The organism is Streptomyces corallincola, assembly GCF_019104725.1.
In the GTDB taxonomy this organism is placed as follows: domain Bacteria; phylum Actinomycetota; class Actinomycetes; order Streptomycetales; family Streptomycetaceae; genus Streptomyces; species Streptomyces corallincola.
This window is the reverse complement of the sequence record NZ_JAHRXF010000028.1, coordinates 33509-55798: the sequence shown is the minus strand read 5'-3', so window position 1 is coordinate 55798 and position 22290 is coordinate 33509. Positions and strand designations below refer to the sequence as shown.

The 22290-nt window shown below is 72.6% G+C and carries 19 protein-coding genes; 15 read left to right on the top strand and 4 right to left on the bottom strand.

Features of this window, described 5'->3' with window-relative positions:
• The first annotated feature begins 115 nt into the window (after positions 1-115).
• The 8 genes from KUM39_RS18390 to KUM39_RS18355 all read left to right on the top strand — a co-directional run bounded on the left by KUM39_RS18390 (position 116) and on the right by KUM39_RS18355 (position 9353).
• Positions 116-1786, top strand: a complete 1671-nt coding sequence (locus tag KUM39_RS18390) for a sensor histidine kinase (protein ID WP_217786782.1) — start codon at positions 116-118, stop codon at positions 1784-1786.
• Entirely contained in the window at positions 1783-2994 is a 1212-nt protein-coding gene (locus KUM39_RS18385; RefSeq protein ID WP_217786781.1) for a PP2C family protein-serine/threonine phosphatase, read from the top strand. The genes KUM39_RS18390 and KUM39_RS18385 overlap by 4 nt, the downstream gene beginning before the upstream one ends.
• 291 nt (positions 2995-3285) lie before the next feature.
• On the top strand, positions 3286-4356 hold the full coding sequence (locus KUM39_RS18380) for a glycoside hydrolase family 43 protein (RefSeq protein ID WP_217786780.1): 1071 nt from the start codon (positions 3286-3288) through the stop codon (positions 4354-4356).
• Positions 4357-4826: 470 nt separating this feature from the next.
• Positions 4827-6605 carry a sensor histidine kinase gene (locus KUM39_RS18375; protein ID WP_217786779.1) on the top strand — a complete coding sequence of 593 codons (1779 nt, stop codon included), beginning with the start codon at positions 4827-4829 and terminating at the stop codon, positions 6603-6605.
• Between the two features lie 121 nt (positions 6606-6726).
• Complete coding sequence (locus KUM39_RS18370) at positions 6727-7146, top strand: roadblock/LC7 domain-containing protein (RefSeq protein WP_217786778.1); 420 nt, start codon at positions 6727-6729, stop codon at positions 7144-7146.
• Positions 7143-7499, top strand: coding sequence for a DUF742 domain-containing protein (locus KUM39_RS18365; protein ID WP_217786777.1), 357 nt, complete (start codon positions 7143-7145; stop codon positions 7497-7499). Before KUM39_RS18370 ends, KUM39_RS18365 begins: the two co-directional genes overlap by 4 nt.
• On the top strand, positions 7480-8097 hold the full coding sequence (locus KUM39_RS18360; protein WP_217786776.1) for a GTP-binding protein: 618 nt from the start codon (positions 7480-7482) through the stop codon (positions 8095-8097). The genes KUM39_RS18365 and KUM39_RS18360 overlap by 20 nt, the downstream gene beginning before the upstream one ends.
• A complete protein-coding gene (locus KUM39_RS18355) occupies positions 8094-9353 on the top strand; it encodes a cytochrome P450 (protein ID WP_217786775.1) in 1260 nt (419 codons plus the stop codon). The genes KUM39_RS18360 and KUM39_RS18355 overlap by 4 nt, the downstream gene beginning before the upstream one ends.
• Before the next feature lie 102 nt (positions 9354-9455).
• Here the strand turns inward: KUM39_RS18355 and KUM39_RS18350 are convergent, their stop codons facing one another.
• The gene (locus KUM39_RS18350; protein ID WP_217786774.1) at positions 9456-10679 is read right to left on the bottom strand and encodes a cytochrome P450; all 1224 of its coding nucleotides are present in this window, start codon (positions 10677-10679) and stop codon (positions 9456-9458) included.
• A gap of 313 nt (positions 10680-10992) precedes the next feature.
• Between KUM39_RS18350 and KUM39_RS18345 the strand changes: the two genes are divergently transcribed.
• Complete coding sequence (locus tag KUM39_RS18345) at positions 10993-11235, top strand: hypothetical protein (protein WP_217786773.1); 243 nt, start codon at positions 10993-10995, stop codon at positions 11233-11235.
• 64 nt (positions 11236-11299) lie between these two features.
• Here KUM39_RS18345 and KUM39_RS18340 read toward each other — a convergent pair whose 3' ends face one another.
• Entirely contained in the window at positions 11300-12985 is a 1686-nt protein-coding gene (locus KUM39_RS18340; RefSeq protein WP_372455781.1) for a purine-cytosine permease family protein, read from the bottom strand.
• Positions 12986-13236: 251 nt separating this feature from the next.
• Here KUM39_RS18340 and panD point away from each other — a divergent pair, with 251 nt between their 5' ends.
• Together panD and KUM39_RS18330 are read left to right on the top strand one after the other, a co-directional pair.
• Positions 13237-13650, top strand: a complete 414-nt coding sequence (gene panD / locus KUM39_RS18335) for an aspartate 1-decarboxylase (protein WP_217786799.1) — start codon at positions 13237-13239, stop codon at positions 13648-13650.
• Between the two features lie 20 nt (positions 13651-13670).
• A complete protein-coding gene (locus KUM39_RS18330; protein ID WP_217786771.1) occupies positions 13671-14015 on the top strand; it encodes a GNAT family N-acetyltransferase in 345 nt (114 codons plus the stop codon).
• 486 nt (positions 14016-14501) lie between these two features.
• On the opposite strand, the gene gnd is transcribed toward KUM39_RS18330, so the two are convergent.
• A complete protein-coding gene (gene gnd / locus KUM39_RS18325) occupies positions 14502-15941 on the bottom strand; it encodes an NADP-dependent phosphogluconate dehydrogenase (RefSeq protein WP_217786770.1) in 1440 nt (479 codons plus the stop codon).
• 359 nt (positions 15942-16300) lie between these two features.
• Here gnd and KUM39_RS18320 point away from each other — a divergent pair, with 359 nt between their 5' ends.
• The gene (locus KUM39_RS18320; RefSeq protein ID WP_217786769.1) at positions 16301-17635 is read left to right on the top strand and encodes a transglycosylase family protein; all 1335 of its coding nucleotides are present in this window, start codon (positions 16301-16303) and stop codon (positions 17633-17635) included.
• Positions 17636-17684: 49 nt separating this feature from the next.
• On the opposite strand, the gene KUM39_RS18315 is transcribed toward KUM39_RS18320, so the two are convergent.
• A complete protein-coding gene (locus KUM39_RS18315; protein WP_217786768.1) occupies positions 17685-18731 on the bottom strand; it encodes a DMT family transporter in 1047 nt (348 codons plus the stop codon).
• A gap of 239 nt (positions 18732-18970) precedes the next feature.
• On the opposite strand from KUM39_RS18315, the gene KUM39_RS18310 reads away from it, so the two are divergent.
• The 3 genes from KUM39_RS18310 to glgC all read left to right on the top strand — a co-directional run bounded on the left by KUM39_RS18310 (position 18971) and on the right by glgC (position 22252).
• The gene (locus KUM39_RS18310) at positions 18971-19711 is read left to right on the top strand and encodes a (2Fe-2S)-binding protein (protein WP_217786798.1); all 741 of its coding nucleotides are present in this window, start codon (positions 18971-18973) and stop codon (positions 19709-19711) included.
• A 46-nt stretch (positions 19712-19757) separates the two neighbouring features.
• Positions 19758-20918, top strand: a complete 1161-nt coding sequence (glgA, locus tag KUM39_RS18305; RefSeq protein ID WP_217786767.1) for a glycogen synthase — start codon at positions 19758-19760, stop codon at positions 20916-20918.
• Positions 20919-21031: 113 nt separating this feature from the next.
• Positions 21032-22252 (top strand): glucose-1-phosphate adenylyltransferase, encoded by a 1221-nt coding sequence (gene glgC, locus KUM39_RS18300; RefSeq protein WP_217786766.1) that lies wholly within the window; start codon positions 21032-21034, stop codon positions 22250-22252.
• Positions 22253-22290: the final 38 nt, after the last annotated feature.

Below are 22290 nucleotides of genomic sequence, written 5' to 3'. Positions count from 1 at the left end.
CACCCTAGGCGTTCGATCGCGGCCGGGACAACATGCGTTGTCGGTCCCTGGGTACAGTGTGCTTGCCGCCCGGCCTTCCGTGGCCACCGGTGCCGAAGGGGAGAATCGAACCACGATGAACAGCAAGCCGTCCGACAGCGAGGGCGTGTTCGCCGACTGGACCACCCGCCGCTGGCTGCAGGCGGGGGTGGCGACCACACTCGTCGTGCTCGCGGTCCTCGGATCGCTCGGCGGCTGGGCGACCTGGCGCACCACCGGCATCACCGACGAACTCGTCTACCGGCGCTCACCCGCCCTCATCGACGCGATGCGGCTCGAAGAGGCCCTGGTCAACCAGGAGACGGGGATCAGGGGCTACGGCCTGTCGGGCCGCGCCGACTTCCTCCAGCCCTACCGGGACGGCGTGACCGACGAGCGGACCGCGATCCGCGGCCTGCGCCCCCTGGTACGGCAGGACGACCGGGCCCGTACCGACCTGGCCGACGTGGAGCGGCTGGCCACCGCCTGGCAGCGCGCGTTCGCCGACCCCGTCGCCGCCGCGTCCCCCGGGGACACCGTCCGGGTGGCCGCCCAGCGCGCCGAGGCGGGCAAGACCTCCTTCGACGCGGTACGGCAGGCCCTGGCCCGGCAGCAGGACCACCTCCGCAGCGAGTCCGCCGACGCCATCCGGGACCGGCGCGCGGCCACCACCGTGCGCAACTGGACCTTCGCCGTCGTCGCCCTCGTCATCGTGCTGGTCGCCGCCCTCGTCTTCGAGGGGCTGCGCCGGGGCGTCACCGGCCCGCTGGCCCGGCTCGGCACGGCCGCCCGCGACGTCGCCCGAGGGCGCTTCGAACAGCCGCTGCCCGGCACCGGACCGGCCGACCTGCGCCGACTCGCCGCCGACGTCGATTCCATGCGGCTCCGGCTCCTCGCGGAACTCCAGTCCGCCGAGGACTCCCGCCGGATGCTGGACGAGCAGGCCGACGACCTGAAACGCTCCAACACCGAACTGGAGCAGTTCGCCTACGTCGCCTCGCACGACCTCCAGGAACCGCTGCGCAAGGTCTCCAGCTTCACCCAGCTCCTGCAACGGCGCTACGGCGGACAGCTCGACGAACGCGCCGACCAGTACATCGCGTTCGCGGTGGACGGCGCCAACCGCATGCAGACGCTCATCAACGACCTGCTCGCCTTCTCCCGCGTCGGCCGCGTCCACAACGACCACCAGAGCGTGGACATGGACGCCGTGTTCACCCGCGCCCTGGAGAACGTCAGCGTGGCCGTCGAGGAGACCGGCGCCGAGATCACCCACGACACGCTGCCCCCGGTCGTCGGGGACGCCACCCAGCTCGGCATGCTCTGGCAGAACCTGCTCTCCAACGCGCTCAAGTTCCGCGCCCCCGGCCGCCCGCCGCACATCCACGTCGGACTCACCGCGACCGAGGACGGCGCCTGGGAGTTCGCCGTCAGCGACAACGGCATCGGTATCGCACCGGAGTTCCAGGAGAAGGTCTTCGTCATCTTCCAGCGGCTGCACACCAAGGACGCCTATCCGGGCACCGGGATCGGGCTGGCCATGTGCAAGAAGGTCGTGGAGTTCCACGGCGGGCACATCGGCATCGACCCCGGTTACCGACTGGGCACCCGTGTGCTGTTCACCCTGCCCGCCGTCCCCGCCCTCCCGGCACAGGAGACCCCCGGCTCCCGGGACGCCCGCGACTCCGCCGATGTCCACGCCTCCCAGGACGCCCACGCCGGTCGCCGCGCGGCCCTCGCGGACTCCGCGGAAGGCGGCCGTCCGTGACCGAACAGCTCACGGCCCGCTCGGAGTTGTACCGCATCCTGCTGGTCGAGGACGACGACGGCGACGCCCTGCTGGTCGAGGAACTCCTCCTCGACACCGACCTCACCCACACCCTGGTCCGCTGCCGCACCGCGGCCGAGGCACGCCGCGCGCTCACCGCCGCCCCGGTGGACTGCGTCCTGCTCGACCTGCATCTGCCCGACGCCTCCGGCATGGAGACCGTCCAGGCCGTCCAGCGCGACACCCACGCCGCGATCATCGTCCTCACCGGCCTGGACGAACCCCGCGCGGGTGTGGACGCCCTCGCGGCCGGTGCCCAGGACTATCTGATCAAGGGCAAGGTCGAACCCGACCTGATGCAGCGCGCCGTCCGCTACGCCGCCCAGCGCAAGCAGGCCGAACGCGCCAACGCCGACCTCCAGCTGGGACGGCTGCGCGCCGAGGAGAACGCCCGCCTCGAACGCGGGCTGCTCCCGGAACCCCTGCTGTCCTCCGCCACCGTCACCGCCTCCAGCCGCTACTACCCCGGCCGCGCGCAGGCCCTGCTCGGCGGTGACTTCCTGGACGTCGTCCAGACCGACGACGGCCAGGTGCACGCCATCATCGGGGACGTCAGCGGCCACGGCCCCGACGCGGCGGCGCTCGGCGTCTGCCTGCGCATAGCCTGGCGCGCGCTGACCCTCGGCGGTCACCGCGACCGGCGCCTGCTGCACCTGCTGGAGCAGATACACATCGCGGAACGGACCGGCAGCGACCTCTTCACCACCTGCACGCTCATCACCCTCGACCCGGACGCGGGCACCCTCACCCTCTATCTCGCCGGTCACCACGAGCCGCTGCTCGTCACCCCCGAGGGCGCCCAGGAGGTCGCCGCCGCGCACGGGGTCGCGCTCGGCATCGCCCCCGGCCTCGGCACCTGGCACGCCACCGTCCTGCGCCTGCCCGCGCGCGGCGCCCTCGTCGCCTACACCGACGGGCTCATCGAGGGCTTCGCGGACGGCACCGGCGCCCGGCTCGGCGTGGAGGGGCTGCTGCGGATCATCGACACCATCGACGCTCCGGACCCCGGCACCCATCTCGACCAGCTCATCGCCCGCACCCGCACCCTCAACGCCGACCGCCACACCGACGACCTCGCCGTCCTCCGCCTGGACTGGAACACCGGCCCGGTGGCCCCGGTCCGCAACGCCTGGCTGACCGTGCCGTAGCGCCGCTCCCTGCGTCACCCCACGCCTCCGGAGCCGCGCACCCGCGCCCGGGCCGGGCGGCCCGCGGAACGACATGGCGGTTGACATGTCCATCACCTCCCGAGATGCTGTGAGAGCGCTCTTCCATCGATGTAAAAGCGGCAGCGGAACGTCGGTGGAGGACCGGGAACGACGGCCTGGATCGCCCAGCAGCCCTCCTCCGACGTGATCCCGGCCGGACGTCCGTGCCGCCGTCCCTCGCGCCGGTCCGGCCCGTACGTCGAAGCGGAGGCCGACCACGGAAACGGGACCATGAAGCTTTCCCGCGCACTCACCGGCGCCGCGGCTCTGGCGCTGACCTGTCTCCTCACCCTCGTCACGGGCCTCACGTCCGCCACCCCCGCCCGGGCGGCCCAGACCGGCCTGCGGGCCGCCGACCCCAGCGTGCTGCGGGTCGGCGGCACCTACATCTCCGTCCAGTCCACCGGCGCGGGCATCGCCGTGCGCCAGGCGTCCTCCACCGGCACCCTCGACGCGGCCCCCGCCCGGCAGATCTGGTCGGACACCCGCGACCTGGGAGAGGTCTGGGCCCCGGAGATCGTCCGCGACGGCGGCCGGTACTACGTCTACTTCTCGGCGGGACGCGGCAGTGCCCACCGCATGTACGTCATCAGCTCCGCCAACCCCGACAGCGGGTATACCGGCGAGACCAGGCTCGCCCTGCCGGACGACAAATGGGCCATCGACGGCACGATGTTCACCTTCAACGGGCAGCGCTGGTTCGTCTGGTCGGGCTGGGCCGGTGACACCAACGTCGAGCAGAACCTCTACATCGCCCGCATGAGCAGCCCCACCGCTCCCACCGGTGCGCGCTCGGTCATCTCCCAGCCCCGCGAGAGCTGGGAGCGCGTGGTCGGCAACCCGTTCATCAACGAGGCGCCGGAGGCCATCAAGGACCCGAGCGGCCAACTCCACATCGTCTACTCCGCCAACGGCAGCTGGAGCGACCAGTACTGCCTGGCCGACCTGCGGCTGCGCGCGGGCGGCGACCCCACCTACGTCTGGGACTGGTACAAGTCCAACGGCTGCCTCTTCGGCTCCCACCGCGACACCATGATGTCCGGCTGGGACCCCACCCTCAACGTCAACGGCCCCGGCCACCACACCTTCGTCCTCCTCGACGGCGACATCGCCACCAGCCCCCCGGCCGGTCCCACCTTCCCGCTCATGTTCCACGCCGTCCCCAAGGGCACCCCCTACTCCTGGGCCAACCGCTCCTGGTACACCGGCTCCTTCTGCTGGTGGGGCAACACCACGTACTCCCGCGCCAACGTGCCGGGAGCGAACACCAATACGGGGTGGAGCCTGAAGTTCTTCGAGTGAGCGCACCCGCGCCGGGCGAAGACGCACCCGGCGAGGACGCACCCGCGCCCGGCGAATCCGCCGGGCGCCGTGCCCGGTTCGCCGGATGCACGGTGGTTGGGGGCCGATGGGGTGTCAGCCGGGTCGGCGGACTTGGCCTAAAGTGTTCGACGTCCGTTCGGGGAACGGGCAGTTGGGCGCCGCGATGTGAGGTGCGCGGGCCCGAGACAACGGGTTCCGGCCACGTGTGGAACGGCCGTGAACGCGGGCGCGCGCTGTACCACACGGGCGCACCGCGTTGGCGGTTTCACGACGAAGTCAGCCCGTGCGGATGCCGGACCCACCGCCTGGCCTCCACCATCCCACCGGATGGCTAGCATGAACGGCGGCCATGAACCGGAAGATCGCCCTCCTGCTGGTCGGCTTCCGGACCGCGGCCGATGTTCAGCCGTCCACCCGACCCCTGCTCTCACGGACCGAGGGACCGCGCAATGTCAGTGCCAGCCCGCCCCCGCCAGCGCCGGAGCGCGAAAGGGGCGCGCTCCTCACCGGCCGCGTTCCTCGTCATCCTGCTCGTGACCGCCGCAGGCGCCGCCTCGGCGGCCCTCCTCGCCCCGCGGCCCGCCCGAGGCTGGGTCGCGGGCACGGCCGCCGTCGCCTGGTGCTGCCTCGCCCTCGTCACGGCCGTCGCGCTGCGCCGCGTCGGCAGAGCCCGCAGGCAGGGCGCCGCACAGTACGACGAACTGGAGGCGGGCCGGAGCGACTGGCGTCGGCAGAGCGCCGAGACGGCCCGCCTGGTCACCGTCACCCTGCCCGGTCTCGCCGGCCAGGTCCGCGAGGGAGTCCCCGCCGAGGAGGCCCTCGCCCGCGCCGCCGGTCCCGCCGACCCGCACCTGCGCCAGCTCGCCCAGCTCTTCGCCGGTGAACTCGCCGACGCCGTACGCCGCGCCACCGAGGCCGAGGCCGAACTGCACGCCGTACGCGGCGAACTGATGCGGGAGACCGGACAGCTCACCCGGCTCACCGAGGAGACCCTGCCCGCCGCCATCACCCTGCTGCGCGGCGGCAGTTCCGCCGACACCACGCTCGGCCGCTTCGACTGGCCGCAGAACACCCTGCTCCGGGACACCGCGGAACGCGTGATCCGCGAACTCGCCCACAGCGAACGCCGGTCCGCCGCCGCGCAGGCCGCGTCCGCCAAGGCGCTCAGCCGCGTCCAGGCCAAGATCGTCAGCATGCTCGCGGACCTGCGCGACATGCAGGACCGGCACGGCGAGGAGGTCTTCGGGGATCTGCTCCGCCTGGACCACAGCACCTCCCAGCTCGGCCTGATGACCGACCGGCTCGCCCTGCTGATGGGCGGACGCTCCAGCCGCGTCTGGAACAAGCCGATCGTCATGGAGAGCATCCTGCGCGGCGCCGTCGGCCGCATCGCCGCCTACCGCCGGGTCCGCCTGCACTCCTCCAGCCGCGCCGCGATCTCCGGCTTTGCCGCCGAGGGCGTCATGCACCTGCTGGCCGAACTCATGGACAACGCGGCCAACTTCTCGCCGCCCATCGACGAGGTCCATGTGTACGTCGAGGAGCGCAGCGCCGGTCTCGTCATCACCATCGAGGACAGCGGACTGAAGATGTCCGACGCGGCCATGCGGCGCGCCGAGGAGTCCGTGTCCGGCCGCAGCACCGACCTCGCCACCCTCCAGGGCACCCGCCTCGGCCTCGGCGTCGTGGGACGGCTCGCCGTGAAGTACGGCATCAGCGTCAACTACCGCCCCTCCTCGCGCGGCGGCACCGGCGTCGTCGTCCTGCTGCCCCCGCAGCTCGTCGCCCAGCAGCGCACCCCGCTGGTCACCGAGCACCCCCCGCGCCGTACCCAGGCGGAGCCCGTCGTACCCGCTCCGGCGCCCGCGCCCGCCGCCGAGGCCCCGCGACCGGCCCGTACCCCGGCGCCCGCCCCGGCCGCCGAGGCGTCGCCCCGCTCGGAGGTGCCCGCGCCGCGCGCCTCCGCAACGCCCGGCGGGCTGCCCGTGCGGGCGCCCGGCCGCACGATGGCCGAGGCCGAGCGGGGCCGTCGGCACCCGGCGCCCGAACCGCCCGCCGCCCGGCGCGAACCCGGCCTGGCGCGCGACGCGGGCACCCGGTTCGGCGCCTTCCACCGGAGCCGCCGGGGCGCCGGGTCCGCCCCCGACGGCACGGCTCCGGAGAACCCGGGCGACCCGCGGCACCCGCAGGACAGGACGGGCACCCACCCGGTCCCCACGGACGACTGAGGGCGTGCCCCGGACCCGCCGGGGCGCCGCCCACCACCCCCTCGTACCGAATCCCCGCACGTCGTTTGATTGGAGGAAGGGGCCGGGTGACCCACGCGGTCGTCACCCGCTCCCACCCGGCATGGAGACCACCGACAACAGCCTCACCTGGCTTCTGACGAACCTGCTGGAGCGCACGCCGGGCACCCGCCACGCCCTCGTGCTCTCCCGCGACGGGCTCAAGCTGTGCTGGACCGAGCACATGACCGTCGATCAGGCCGACCAGCTCGCCGCCATCTGCTCCGGCATCCAGGCGCTCTCCCAGGGCGCCTCCGCCGAGTTCGGCGACGGCTCCGGCGGAGTACGGCACTCCATGACCGAGTTCCACGGCGGACTGCTGTTCATCGTGGAGGCCGGTGAGGGCGCGCACCTCGCGGTCATCGCGCAGGAGAGCGCCGATCCGGGCGTGGTCGGCCACCAGATGACCGAACTCGTCGAGCAGATCGGGGACCACCTGCGGGCCGAGCCCCGCGCCCCGATCGGCCGGGGTGCCTCCGCGTGACCCGCGGACCGGTGGACATCGGTGATCCGGACCGGCTCTACATGGTCACGGGCGGACGGACCGACGCCGACGACGCGTTCGATCTGGTGACGCTCATCGTCAGCGAGTGCGAGCCCACCGCCGGTATGCAGTCCGAGCACGTCCGCATCCTGGAGATCTGCCGCCACCCCACGGCGCTGGTCGAGGTCGCGGCCGAGCTGAAGCTGCCCATCACCGTCGTCCGCATCCTGCTGGGCGATCTGCACGACATGGGGCAGATCAGCGCCCGCCACCCCCGCGCGGCCCGCTCGGTCGCCGGGCTCCCCGAAACCGCCCTGCTCCAGGAGGTGCTTCATGGGCTCCGCAACCTCTGAGCTGCCCGCCCGGCGGACGCCGCTGGCCGACGACGCCGAGACCGGCCTCAAGATCGTCGTCGTGGGCGGCTTCGGTGTCGGCAAGACCACCCTGGTCCGGTCGGTCAGCGAGATCCGGCCGCTGAACACCGAAGAGGTGATGACCCAGGCCGGAGCGGGCATCGACGAGACGGCCGGGGTGGAACGCAAGACCACCACCACCGTCGCCTTCGACTTCGGCCGGATCAGCCTCAACGAGCGCATGGTGCTGTACCTGTTCGGCGCGCCCGGCCAGGAGCGGTTCTGGTTCCTGTGGGACCGGCTGTTCTCCGGCACCCTCGGCGCGGTCGTCCTGGTGGACACCCGCCGTATGCAGGACTCCTGGTACGCGATAGACCGGCTCGAACACCACAACACGCCGTTCGTGGTCGCCGTCAACCGCTTCGACGACGACACCGACCGGTTCACGCTGGAGGAGATCCGCCAGGCGCTCGCCCTGGGCGAGCACGTGCCCATGATCGATTGCGACGCGCGCGTCCGGTCGTCGTGCAAGGACGTCCTCGTCTCCCTCGTGGACCACCTCTACACGATGGCGCTGGCCCAGGAGGGGACCCCGTGAGCGACACCACCGACGCCCCGAGCACGCCGCCGCCCGGCTGCCCCGCGCACGCGAACGCCGTCCACCTGGCGGGGCTCGAATACCAGCGGACGCCGTCCCAGCTGTACCGCACGATGCGCCGCGAGCACGGCGCGGTCGCCCCGGTGCTGCTCGACGGCGGCATCCCCGCCTGGCTGGTCCTCGGCTACCCCGAGGTCGGCTACGTCACCACCCACGACGAGCTGTTCGCGCGCGACTCCCGCCGCTGGAACCAGTGGCCGAACATCCCTGCCGACTGGCCCCTCATGCCCTACGTCGGCCACCAGCCCTCGGTGCTGTTCACCGAGGGCGCCGAACACCAGCGCCGCCAGGGCGTGATCACCCAGGCGCTGGAGGGCGTGGACCAGTTCGAGCTGGCCCGCGAGTGCCAGGAGATCGCCCACCAGCTCATCTCGGCGTTCTCCGGCGGCGGCCGGGCCGAGCTGATGAGCATGTACGCGCACGCCCTGCCCGCGCGCGGGGTGCTGTGGATGTGCGGCATGCCCGCGGGCGGCGAGGACACCGAGCACCTGGTGGACGACCTCAGGATCTCCCTGGACGCGGGCGAGGGCGACGACCCGGTGGCCGCCTACGGCAGGGTGGGCGCCCGCATCATGCAGCTGGTGAAGGAGAAGCGGGAGGACCCGGGTTCCGACGTCACCTCCCGCATGCTGCTGGACCCGGCCGGGCTCAGCGACGAGGAGATCGTGCAGGACCTGATCTCCGTCATCGCCGCCGCCCAGCAGCCCACCGCCAACTGGATCGGCAACACGCTGCGGCTGCTCCTCACCGACGAGCGGTTCGCGGTGAACGTCTCCGGCGGCCGGGTCAGCGTCGGGGACGCCCTCAACGAGGTGCTGTGGCTGGACACCCCGACCCAGAACTTCATCGGGCGCTGGGCGGTCCGTGACACCCAGCTCGGCGGACGGCTCATCCGCGAGGGCGACTGCGTCGTCCTCGGGCTGGCGGCGGCCAACACCGACCCGCAGATCTGGCCGGAGTCGTACATCGGCGCGGAGAACTCCGCGCACCTGTCGTTCAGCAACGGCGAGCACCGCTGCCCGTACCCGGCCCCGCTGCTCGCGGACGTGATGGCGCGCACGGCGGTGGAGACGCTCCAGGAGCAACTGCCCGACCTCGTACTCGACGTGGAACCGGAGGAGTTGAGCTGGCGGCCGTCCATCTGGATGCGGGGGCTGAACGGGCTGCCGGTGCGGTTCACCCCGACGATGCGGTAGGCACGACGGCGTGCTGTGTCCTTCCGGGCGCCCGTACGGGGGAGCCGGGCGCCCGGAGAGGGATGCCGGTCGGCCGGAGGGGGATGCCGGTCGGCCGTGCGGTCAGGCGCCGACCGGGGTGAAGACCACCGGCAGGGTCTGCGGGCCGCGGGTGAACACGCCCTGCTCCACCGGGTCGAAGCCGTCCGCGAGCCGCATGTCCGGCATGGCGTCGAGGAGTTGGTTCACACCGGTCTCCACCTCCGCCTTGGCCAGCAGCGCGCCGACGCAGAAGTGCCGGCCGAGCGCGAAGGCCAGGTGGTCGGCGGCGGCGGAGAACGCCGAGGTGGTGGTGAGGTCGGAGCGGAAGATGTCGAACCGGTCCGGCTCGGCGTAGCGGCGCTCGTCACGGTTGGCCGAGCCGATCAGACAGGTGACGGTGGCCCCGGCCGGGACCGTGCCGCCGCTGAACTCCACCTCGTTCGCGGTCTGCCGCATGATCATGTGCACCGGCGGGGTGTGGCGCAGGGTCTCCGCGAAGGCGGCCGGGATCAGGCTCCGGTCGGCGCGGACCGCCGCCAACTGCTCCGGGTTCATGAGGAGGTTGGCGAAGATGCTGGCTATCGCCTTGTCCGTGGTCTCGCCACCGGCCGCGAGCAGCAGGCTGCAGAACGCCTTGATGTCCTCGTCGCTCATCCGGACACCGTCCACCTCGGCGGCGCACAGCGCGGAGAGCAGGTCGTCGCCCGGGTGGTCGCGGCGCTCGCGGATGATCGGGATCATGTACTCCGCGAACTCCACGCGGGTGCGCTCGCCCGCCGCCGTCACCTCGGCGTCCCCGGAGAGGTTGCCGAGGAAGGCGATGACGGCCGTGTACCAGCCGTGGAAACGGGCGTGGTCGGCCTTGTCCAGGCCCAGCATGTCCGCGATCACGTTGACCGGGAACCGGGTGGCGTAGTCCCCGACGATGTCGGCGGAGCCGGACTGCCGGAAGGCGTCGATGAGTTCGCGCGAGTTGTGCTCGATCACCGGGAGGAACTTCTCCTGCAGCTCGCTGCCCCGGAAGGCGGGCGCGACCAGCGCGCGGCGCACCGAGTGCTCACGGCCGCTCATCTGGAGGATGGTCTTGCCGTGGACCGGTTCGAGCTGCCAGTCGTAGTTCTCGGTGGTGAACTCGGACCGCTTGTCCTTGAAGACCCGCTCGACGTCCTCGTAGCGGGAGACGATCCAACTCTGCATGCCTTCATGCCAGATGAGAGGTTCTTCCGCCCTCATCCGGGCGTACACCGGGTACGGGTTCGCCGCGAACTCGGGGGACAGGATGTCGGGAAGCTGGGCAGTGGACACGGAACTCCTTGGTAGATGCCTGCGTCATTGAGCAGATTATTGATCTTTCCATGTCTCAAAAAGGCCAGTCCTGGCCGAAGTTGAACCGTCGCAGGGGTCAATCGGCAATATCCCGCTATAGCCGATCGCGCGGGAGGCGAGGCGATCCGGCCAGGTGCGCGGAGCCGTGAACGGTGTGGCGCGCGTCACCCGCGTACGCGACGCGTGCGCCCCCCCGCGTCGGCCTCGCCGCGGTCCGCGCTTCTCCGGCACCCGCCGTGGGCGACGGCCGCTTCGGAGCGCCCCCGTCCCGCGGGCGCCGTAACATCGAGGAATGTCGGAGATTCCCGAAGAACTGCTCGTACGCGAGCGGCTGGCCGAGGAAGAGCGGGCCCGCCTCGCCGGTCTGACGGGTGCGGCGTACGACGCACAGGCCCGCCGCTGGCGGGAAGCCGTGGGTGCCTACCGGGAGGCGGTCACGGCGTACGCCGAGCGGACCGGCGCCGACGGCCACCACGTGGAGCGGGCGGTGCAGCGGGCGGTGCGCTGTGCGCAGGAGGACCCCTGCGTGGAGTAGGAGAGGCGCACCCGGACGGCACCCGGCCATACGGGTGCCGTCCGGGTGCGCCTGGGGTGCGGGTTCAGCCGGTCGGTGCCTGGGCGGGGAGCACGTGGGCGCCGGTTTTGTCGGTGCTTAGGCACAGGGAGCACACGACGGCGTCGTGGGTCCGGCAGGCGGCGAGGTCGGGGCGCTCGTAGGACTGGTGGCAGACGTGGCAGGTGAGGGTGAGGCCGCTGGGGTTGCCCTCACCGTCGAGCAGCGGCTCGGGGATGCCGTCGTCGGTGCGGCGCAGGTAGTAGCGGCCCTTGGTGACGAGTGCCATCAGCGGGGTCAGGACGAAGGCGATCACGGCGGCGGCCACGGGGGAGTAGGGCTGGAGCCCGTCGCCCAGGGCGTGGAAGTACAGGGCGATGGAGAGCCCGGACGCGGCGACGAAGGAGACGACGCCGACCGGGTTGACGGCGTGCAGCATGCCCCGGCGGAACTCGGGCTGGAGCGGGGAGAGTCCGAGCAGGTACTTGTTGACGCCGATGTCCGTGGCCACGGTGACGACCCAGGCGATGGCGCAGTTCGAGTAGAAGCCGAGGATGCCGTTCAGGAAGCTGAACATGTCGGCCTCCATCAGGGCGAGCGCGAAGCCGAGGTTGACCAGCACGAAGATCATGCGGCCGGGGTAGTGCCGGGTGACACGGGTGAAGGAGTTCGTCCAGGCCAGCGAGCCGGAGTAGGCGTTCGTGACGTTGATCTTGATCTGGCTGATGACGACGAGGACCACCGCCAGCGGGACCACCAGCCAGGACGGCATCATCGCGTCGAAGGCGCCCCGGAACTGCTGGATGGGCTCCGTCGCGGCGGCCGGGCCGACCTCGGCCAGGATGTACACGGCGAGGAAGACGCCGATGGCCTGCTTCAGCGCGCCGAGCACCACCCAGCCGGGACCGGCCATGATGACGGCGGTCCACCAAGTGCGCCGGTTGGCCTCGGTCCTGGGCGGCATGAACCTCAAGTAGTCGATCTGCTCGCCGATCTGCGCGATGAGGGACAGACACACGCCCGCGCCGAGCAGCACGGAAGCGGTGTTGACGCCCCCGTCACCGCCGGTGCCCGCGTAACCGAGGAAGCGGCCGACCGTGCCGGGGTCCTTGGAGATCAGGTACACCAGCGGCGCGACCATCAGCAGCAGCCACACCGGCGTGGTCCACACCTGGAGCTTGCTCAGCGCCTTCATGCCGTAGATCACCAGCGGGATCACCATGAACGTGGACACCAAGTAGCCCAGCCACAGCGGGAGTCCGAGGCCCAGCTTCAGTCCCTGGGCCATGATCGAGCCTTCGAGGGCGAAGAAGATGAAGGTGAAGCTGGCGAAGATCACGCCGGTGAGGACCGAGCCGTAGTACCCGAAGCCGGAGCCGCGGGTGATCAGGTCCAGGTCGATGTTGTACCGGGCGCCGTAGTACGCGAGCGGGATTCCCGTGACGAAGATGACCACGGCGGCGACGGCGATCGCCACGAGCGCGTTGCCCGTGCCGTGCGTCAGGCCGATACCGGCACCGATGGAGAAGTCGGCCATGTACGCGATGCCGCCCAGCGCGGTGGTGGCCACGATCATGGGCTTCCAGCGCCGGTAACCGCGCGGCGCGAAACGGAGGGTGTAGTCCTCCAGGGTTTCCCTGGTCGCCTGTGTGGTGGCCCGCGTTGTCGTCTCTTCGGTCGGCCCGCCGGTGGCGGATTCCGGCGCCGTCGCTGTCTCTGGGGACTCGGAGATGCTCAAGGTCGGCCCTTCGGGTCAGGGGGCCAACACGCTAGGAACCGCTTGTTTCCCCGAGGGCGTCCGCGCGGTGAACGGCCCGTTTCCGGGCGGCGGGCGCGTACGACCGCTCCGTCTCGGACCCCGGACAACGCGTCGGGGCCGCGTCCCCGAGCGCCGTCACCGGGGTCCGGTCGCGCCTGTAAGGTGACGTAAAGCCCTTGACCTGCGAGAACGCGGGCAGGGAGCCGATCTTCGGGAGTTCCTTCGTGCTGCGCACCCTGTTCAAGTCCAAGATTCACCGGGCCACCGTCACCCAGGCCGACCTGCACTACGTGGGGTCGGTGACGATTGATGCCGAACTGCTTGATGCCGCCGACCTGTTGCCGGGGGAGTTGGTGCACATCGTGGATGTGACCAACGGGGCGCGGCTGGAGACGTACGTCATCGAGGGCGAGCGGGGGTCGGGGGTGGTCGGGATCAACGGTGCCGCCGCGCATCTGGTGCATCCCGGAGACCTTGTGATCATCATCAGTTACGCTCAGTTTGAGGACGCCGAGGCCAGGGCGTTCCGGCCGAGCGTGGTGCATGTGGACGGGCGCAACCGGATCGTGGCGCTCGGAAGCGACGCCGCCGAACCGGTGCCCGGCTCGGACCAGGAGCGCAGTCCGCAGGCGCGGTGACGGGCGGGAGTGGGCGGGAGATGAGCGGCGTCGAGATCCGTGACGATCGGCGGGCCGGACTGCTCGAGGCGGTCGAGGACGGTCATGTCGTCGGCCGCATCGCGTACTTCGTGCTCGACGAGCCCGCGCGGGCGCTGGTTCCCGTGCACACCGTGGTCGAGCCCGCCCACGCGGGCAGGGGCATCGCCGGTTCCCTCGCCCGCGAGCTGTACGCCGTCGCCGGGCGCGAGGGTGTCGCCCTCGTGCCGCTCTGCCCGTACGTCGTGCGGTGGGCGGAGCGGCACCCCGGCGTCGCTCCCGCCGCCGAGCCCCGGCTCGTCGCCGCCGCCGAGGAGTGGCTCCGCGCCCATCCCGGTTCCCTCTGACCCCGGCCCGCCACCGGCACACGGCGTCTCCGTGTGCCTCGCCCCCGCGACGTGACTGTCCCGCCCCCGCTCGGGTACGCGGGGAGTGGTCCACGGGTCACCGCCCGCGGTGACCGTCAGCTACTGCCGGAGGACACTCATGACGAACCCGTACCCGGAACCCGCGACACCGGGGTCCCCCGTGCCGGACCCGTACCCCAGTCCGGTGCCGACGCCCGAGCCCGGCCCCGGACCTGAGCCCACACCGCCCGGCCCCGGACCGCAGCCCACTCCGCCCGCACCCGGACCCGACCCCACCCCGGCTCCGGGGCCGCCCGCGCCCGGCCCGCCGGAGCCCTCGCCGTCACCGGTGCCGCCCGGTCCGGAACCCGTACCCAGTCCTGAGCCCGGCCCGCCCCTCACCTGACCCCGAGGACCCCGTGCACGCGTCAGGGGCGCGTGGCCCGGCGTGCCCGCCGTCCCACGCGCCCCTGACCGTGCCCCTGGTTACGCGGTCACCTCACTGCGGTCCCCGCCCCACAGCGTGTGGAACGCGCCGTCGCGGTCCGTGCGGCGGTAGGTGTGGGCGCCGAAGAAGTCGCGCTGGCCCTGGGTGAGGGCGGCGGGCAGGCGCTCGGCGCGCAGGGCGTCGTAGTAGGCGAGGGCGGCGGAGAAGCCGGGGACCGGCACGCCCTGGCGGGTCGCTGCGATCACCACGTCGCGCCAGTCGTCCTGGGCGCCCGCGATCTCCTGGGCGAAGGTCTTGTCCGAGAGCAGACTCGGCAGGTCCGCGCGGGCGTCGTAGGCGGCGCGGATGCGGTCGAGGAAGGCCGCGCGGATGATGCAGCCGCCGCGCCAGATCGCGGAGACGGCGCCGAGGTCGATGTTCCAGTCGTACTCCTCGCTGCCCGCCGCGATCTCGTGGAAGCCCTGGGTGTACGACACGATCTTGGACGCGTACAGCGCCTGCTCGACCTGGTCGGCGAAGGCCGCCGCCTCGGCCTCGCCCAGCGGGGCGGGACGCGGCCCGGACAGGTCGCCGGAGGCCGCGCGGAGCGCCGCGTGCCCGGACAGGGAGCGGGCGAACACCGCCTCCGCGATGCCGGAGACCGGGACGCCCAGGTCCAGGGCGATCTGCACGGTCCAGCGGCCGGTGCCCTTCTGCTCGGCCTGGTCCACCACCACGTCCACGAACGGCTTGCCGGTCGCGGCGTCCACGTGGGACAGCACCTCGGCGGTGATCTCGATCAGGTAGGAGTCCAGGCGCCCGGTGTTCCAGGTGCGGAAGATCTCCGCGATCTGCGCGGGGGAGTAACCGGCGACGTCCCGCAGCAGTTGGTACGCCTCGCCGATGAGCTGCATGTCGGCGTACTCGATGCCGTTGTGCACCATCTTCACGAAGTGACCGGCGCCGTCCGGGCCCACGTGCGTCACACAGGGCGAACCGTCGGCGGCCTTCGCCGAGATCTTCTCCAGCATCGGGCCCAGCGAGTCGTACGACTCACGCGGGCCGCCCGGCATGATGCTCGGGCCGTTGAGCGCGCCCTCCTCGCCGCCGGACACGCCCATGCCGACGAAGTGGATGCCCTTCTCGCGCAGCGCCTTCTCCCGGCGGCGGGTGTCCGCGAAGTGCGCGTTGCCACCGTCGATGATCATGTCGCCGGGCTCCAGCAGCGGCGCGAACTCCTCGATCACCGCGTCCGTCGGCTCGCCCGCCTTCACCATGACGACAAGACGCCGCGGGCGCTCCAGCGCCGCCACGAACTCCTCGGCGGTCTCGGACGCAATGAAGTTCCCCTCGCTCCCGAACTCCTCCACCAACGCCTTGGTCTTGGCGGCCGTCCGGTTGTGCACGGCGACCGTGTAACCGTTGCGCGCGAAGTTGCGGGCGAGGTTCCGTCCCATGACCGCGAGTCCCGTGACGCCGATCTGCGCTGAAGTGCTCATACCGCCTGCTTCCCTAGCTGCATGTCTTCTACGGTTCCGTCAGTACGGGCTCCTGCCCATCCTGACGTGCCCGACCGGGGAGCGCACATCCGTCGCGTCCCTGACCCTGTGTACGGGCGAACCGTGCCCGGCGGCTCAGCATTCCCGGCAGCTCGCGGCCCATTCCCCCGTATTTCCCGTAGGGGACGACCAGGGGGCGGCCGGGGGAGAACTCCGGCCCCGCACACGCGCCGTGTTCGCGCCACGGGGACGTTTCCCGGCCAACAGGTCTCCGCACGCGGCCGAATTCCCGCCTTGTCACTGTGTGTTGGGCGCGCATACTTTTGCCGCTCCTGAAGCACGGCGAGGGGATTTCGGACATGGCCGCACGCGGCCGGCACCGCCGGTACCAGCCGAACAGGATCAACCGCGCCTCACTCACCGTCACGGTGGGCGGCGCGGGGCTGGCGATCCCGCTCGTCGCCGTGGGCACCGCCGACGCGGCGGACGCCTCCACCTGGAACAAGGTCGCCGCCTGCGAGTCCAGCGGCGACTGGCACGTCAACACCGGCAACGGGTACTACGGCGGGCTCCAGTTCACCCGCTCCACCTGGGCCGCGTACGGCGGCACCCGGTACGCGGCGCGCGCCGACCTCGCCACCCGCGACCAGCAGATCTCCGTGGCCGAGAAGGTGCTCGACGGGCAGGGCCCCGGCGCCTGGCCGGTCTGCTCGGTCCGCGCCGGACTGAGCCGGGGCGGCCCCGCCCCGACCGTCCACCCCGGTTCCCCGCGCGCCGGTTCCCCCACGCACACCGGCTCGCCCTCCCGCACGGGTTCCGGTGTCCACACCGACACCGCCGCGACCCGCACCGCCGCGACCCCCGCGTCCGGCACGCCCGCGAAGACACCCCGCCACTCCGTACGGGATGTCGCCCCGCAGCACACCCCGCAGTCCCGCGCCGGGCGCGCGGAGATGTACACCGTCGTGCACGGCGACACCCTCTCCGGCATCGCCGGTGAGCAGCACGTACGCGGCGGCTGGCAGGGGCTGTACGACACCAACCGCGCCGTCGTCGGCGCCGACCCGGACCTCATCCTGCCCGGCCAGCGGCTCAGCCTGCGGCCCGGCGACCCCCGTACCGGAACCACCTCCGGCACGAAGGCCCCGGGAAAGGCGGCCCCGAAGAGGGCGACTCCGAAGAAGGCGGCACCGGAGAAGAGGGCACCGGAGAAGAGAGCCCCGCAGAAGACCGCTCCGAAGAAGAAGGCCCCCGAGAGGCACGCGCCCACCACCCACCACGCGTCCGCCCACGGCCTCATCTCCCCCGTGACCGCCGCCATCGGCACCGGCTACCACGCCTCCGGCTCGCACTGGTCGAAGGGCTACCACACCGGCGTCGATTTCCTCGTACCGACGGGTACGTCCGTGCGGGCGGCCGGTGCCGGGGAGGTCGTCTCGGCGGGCTGGGGCGGCTCGTACGGCTATCAGGTGGTCATCCGGCACGCCGACGGGCGCTACACGCAGTACGCCCACCTCTCCGCCATCGCCGTCCGGGCCGGGCAGGGCGTGGCAGAGGGGCAGCGCATCGGCCGCTCCGGGGCCACCGGCAACGTCACCGGCCCGCATCTGCACTTCGAGGTCCGCACCGGGCCCGCCTTTGGCTCCGACATCGACCCGCTGGCCTACCTGCGGGCCGGGGGCGTCCACCTCTGAGCCCGCGGCCGTGGAGCCCGGCGGCCCCGCGCCCCGCCGTGGGACACCGCTACGATGCCGTCGCCGCGCGTTCCGCCCTGTCCTGCGGCGGAACCGCGCCGACGCCGCCGACCGGACCGGACGAGGCGGGCGCACCCCGCGCGCCGTGCCGGTCGGCGGGGAGCCGGGTCGTCACCGCGGCGTCGGTCCGCCACACGCTCTCCTCCGCCGCCCGCCAGGCAGTCACCGCGTCCTCCACGGTCTCCACCCCGGGCGCCGCCGCCTCCGTGCGGGTCAGCCGTTCCGTCGTCAGCAGGATCAGGCCTCCCGCCGCGACGACCCCGCAGCCCAGCGCGAGCAGGGTGCCCGTGGGGCCGTACCGGAAGGACTCGCCGAACATCAGGATGCCGAGGGCCGCCGCCACCACCGGGTTGACCACGGTCAGGGTCGCCAGCGGGGCGGTGAGGCCCGCGCCCCGGTAGGACGCCTGGGAGAGCAGGACGCCCGCCGCCGAGAACACCACGACGGCCGCCAGCGAGAACACCTCGCCCGCGCCGACACCCCGGTCCCAGTCCACGGCGACGGTCTTGGTGAACACCGACGACATGCCGAACGCCGTACCGGCCGCCGTGGCGAGGAGGACGCCGCGTACGGCGGGGTGGCAGTGCGCGGCGAGTCCCGCGCAGGTCAGCGCGGCGACCGCGCCCCCGGCGACGAGCGCGACGGCGACCCGGCTGCCCGCGTCCATCGCGTGCGTACCGCCCGACCCGACCAGCGCGAGCAGACCCGCGAGGCCCGTCGTGGCCATGATCGCGCCGCGCCAGGCGGTGGCACCGGCCCGGCGGCCGACGAACAGCGCCGCCATCGGCAGCGCGAAGACTATGGTCAGCGCCCCGAGCGGCTGCACCAGACTCAGCGGGCCGCAGGCCAGCGCCACCACGTGCAGCAGCGCGCCGGTCCCGTTGAGGGCCATCGCCGCCCACCAGCCGGGCCGCCGCACCGGCAGGTACGACCCGTCGGGGGAGGACTCCGCGACCCGCTCCTGGACGATCGCACCGCCCGCGTACGCGACGGCGGAGACGAACGACAGCAGGACGGACAGCGCGAGGGCGCTCATCGGCGGTCCCCTCGCGGGCGGACGGACCCCTCGGCCCGGCGCGGCGTACGGTCGGCGTGCATGCCGGACACTCTGCCCGCCCGGCACCCCCCACGTCGTCGTCCCTGAGCACGCATTGCGTCCTACTGCCGATGGAGTACGGCGCCCCGCCGGTCATCCCCTGGGCGGGTGCGTCCGGTCCCCGACCCCGAGTCCCGCCCCCCACCCGGACGCGAGGACCCGTGAGCCTGGTACTAGTGCTGTCCGTGGACCCCGACCTCTCCGTACTCCGGCCCCTGGGCGGCTTCTTCGTCCTGCGCACCGGCACCGCGGCCCCCGACGACGCCGAGGCGCCCACCCTCGCCGACGCCTACCGGCCGGGCGCCGAGGACGACGTGCTCGCCCGCCGCCTCCATGTCGTCGCCACCCGCCTGCGCGTGGGCGAGCCCCGGGTGTGCGCCTCGTTGGCCCAGCAGGGGCTGGCCGCCCGGCTCTGGTCCGTGGCGCTGGGCTGTGCTGCCGTGCACGGCACCGTCCCCGACCTGGACCCCGCACTGCTGCGCTGGGACCCCGAGGCGGGCGCCCCGGACGACCTGCTGCTCACCGAGGTCCGCCCGCACCCGGAACCCGGGGGCGCGGACGCGGTCGCGGACACCGTGCTGCACGCCCACCTCGCGCCCCTGACGGCGACCCTGAGGGCCCGCTACGGGGTGGCTTCGGGGCTGCTGTGGGGAAACGCCGCCTCCGCGCTCGCCGGTGCCGCCCGCGAACTGGACCGCTGGGCCCGCGCACACGGCCGCACCGAGGTCGCGCAGCGGGCCGCCGACCTCACCGGACGTCTCCTCGCGCACCCCCTGCTGCGCGGCACCGGCACCCGGTCCGGCACCGCGTTCCGGCGCCGCAGCTGCTGCCTGTACTACCGGGTGCCCGGCGGCGGAGTCTGCGGCGACTGCTGCTTCGTCCGGCCACCGCGCCCTTCCCCCGGGGCCGCATCCGGGTGACGATGGGGGCGAGCCGCCGCCGAGACCAGGGAGTTGCCGGGTGCGTGTGGGACTGCTGACGCGGGAGTTTCCCCCGGACGTCTACGGAGGTGCGGGCGTCCATGTGGAGTTCCTCGCCCGCGAGTTGGCCTCGCTGGTGGACCTGGAGGTGCACTGCTGGGGCGAGGGCCGCGCCCCCGGTGTGCGGCGCCACCGCCCCTGGCCGGTGCTCGACGGGGCCAACGACGCGCTGCGCACGTTCTCCGTGGACCTCGCCATGACCGCCGCGCTGGAGGGCCGCGACCTCGTGCACTCGCACACCTGGTACGCCAACCTCGCGGGCCACCTCGCCAAGCTGCTGTACGGCGTCCCGCACGTGGTGACCGCCCACTCGCTGGAACCGCTGCGCCCCTGGAAGGCCGAGCAACTGGGCGGCGGATACGCCCTGTCGGGCTGGAGCGAGCGCACGGCGGTGGAGGCCGCCGACGCGGTGGTCGCGGTGTCCGCCGCGATGCGCGAGGACATCCTCGCCTGCTACCCGGCGCTCGACCCGGCCCGCGTCCACGTGGTGCACAACGGCATCGACACCGCCCTCTACCGCCCCGACCCCGGCACCGACGCGGTCGTCCGGCACGGCATCGACCCGAGCCGCCCCTACGTGCTGTTCGTCGGCCGCATCACCCGGCAGAAGGGCGTCCCCCATCTCCTGCGCGCCGTACGGGACATCGACCCCGGCGTCCAGGTCGTGCTGTGCGCGGGCGCCCCCGACACGCCGGAGATCGACCGGGAGTTCCGCGAGCTGTACGAGGAGCTGAGCCGGGTCCGCGCCGGTGTCCTCTGGGTCCCGCAGATGCTGCCGCGCCCCGAGGTCGTCCAACTCCTCACCCATGCCTCGGTGTTCGTGTGCCCGTCGGTGTACGAACCGCTCGGCATCGTCAACCTGGAGGCGATGGCGTGCGGTACTCCCGTCGTCGCCTCCCGCGTCGGTGGCATCCCGGAGGTCGTGGACCACGGCCGTACCGGGCTGCTGGTGGACGTGGACGGCGGTGACGACGCCTTCGAGGCGGGCCTCGCCCGCGCGCTGGACACCGTGCTGGGCGACCCGGCGGCGGCGCGCCGGATGGGTGAGGCCGGACAGCGGCGCGCGGCCGGGGAGTTCGGCTGGGACGCGGTGGCCCGGCGCACGGCCGCGCTCTACGAGGACGTGCTCAAGCAGCACGGCGGCTGAGGTCCGTTCGCGGGCACGGAGATCGGCCGGCGGGGACCCGGGTTCGCACGCGGACAGGATTGGCCGGGCCCGCTCGGGGCATCCAACGTTCAACCAGGGTGAGGGGAGCGGCGATGCGTCGTGGAGGACCTTCGGTACTAGGGATCGTGCTGGCGGGCGGTGAGGGCAAGCGGCTGATGCCGCTCACCACCGACCGGGCCAAACCGGCGGTGACGTTCGGCGGCACCTACCGGCTGGTGGACTTCGTGCTGTCCAACCTCGTCAACGCCGACGTGCTGCGCATCTGTGTGCTCACGCAGTACAAGTCGCACTCGCTGGACCGGCACATCACCACCACCTGGCGGATGTCAAGTCTGCTCGGCAACTACGTCACGCCCGTCCCGGCGCAGCAGCGGCTCGGCCCGCGCTGGTATCTGGGCAGCGCGGACGCGATCCTCCAGTCCCTGAACCTCGTGCACGACGAACAGCCGGACTACGTGGCAGTGTTCGGCGCCGACCACGTGTACCGGATGGACCCCCGGCAGATGCTCGCCCAGCACATGGAGGGCGGCGCCGGGGTCACCGTGGCCGGAATCCGGGTGCCGCGCACCGAGTCGTCCTCGTTCGGCGTGATCACCCCCGGCTCGGACGGCGTCACCGTCGAACGGTTCCTGGAGAAGCCGCAGGACCCGCCCGGCCTCGCCGACGACCCGGACCGGGTGTTCGCCTCGATGGGCAACTACGTCTTCACCACCAAGGCCCTGGTGGAGGCGCTGCACCGGGACGCCGAGGACCCCGAGTCGGTGCACGACATGGGCGGCTCGATCCTGCCCCAGCTCACCGCGCGCGGCGAGGCCCAGCTCTACGACTTCAGCCAGAACCACGTGCCCGGCGAGACCAGCGGCGACAAGGGCTACTGGCGGGACGTGGGCACCCTGGACGCCTACTACGACGCGCACATGGACCTCATCGCCGAGCGGCCCGCGTTCAACCTGTTCAACCGGCAGTGGCCCGTCTACACCCACTCCAACCAGCTCTCCCCGGCCCGGTTCAGCGCGGGCGGCATCGCCGGGGAGTCCATCATCAGCGCAGGCTGCCTGATCCGGGGCCAGGTCACCCGGTCCGTGCTGTCGCCGGGCGTCCGGGTCGATCCGGGCGCCGTGGTGCAGGGCTCGGTGCTGCACGACAACGTGCGGATCGGCCGGGGCGCGGTGGTACGGGGCGCGGTGCTGGACAAGAACGTCGAGGTGCCGCCCGGCGCGACCATCGGCGTGAACCCGGAGCGCGACGCCGAGCTGTACACGGTGTCCCGGGCCGGGGTGATCGCGCTGGGCAAGGGCAGCAGAGTGCCCTGACCGGCCGTCGCACCGCCGTCCCCGCGCGGGGGCGGGAC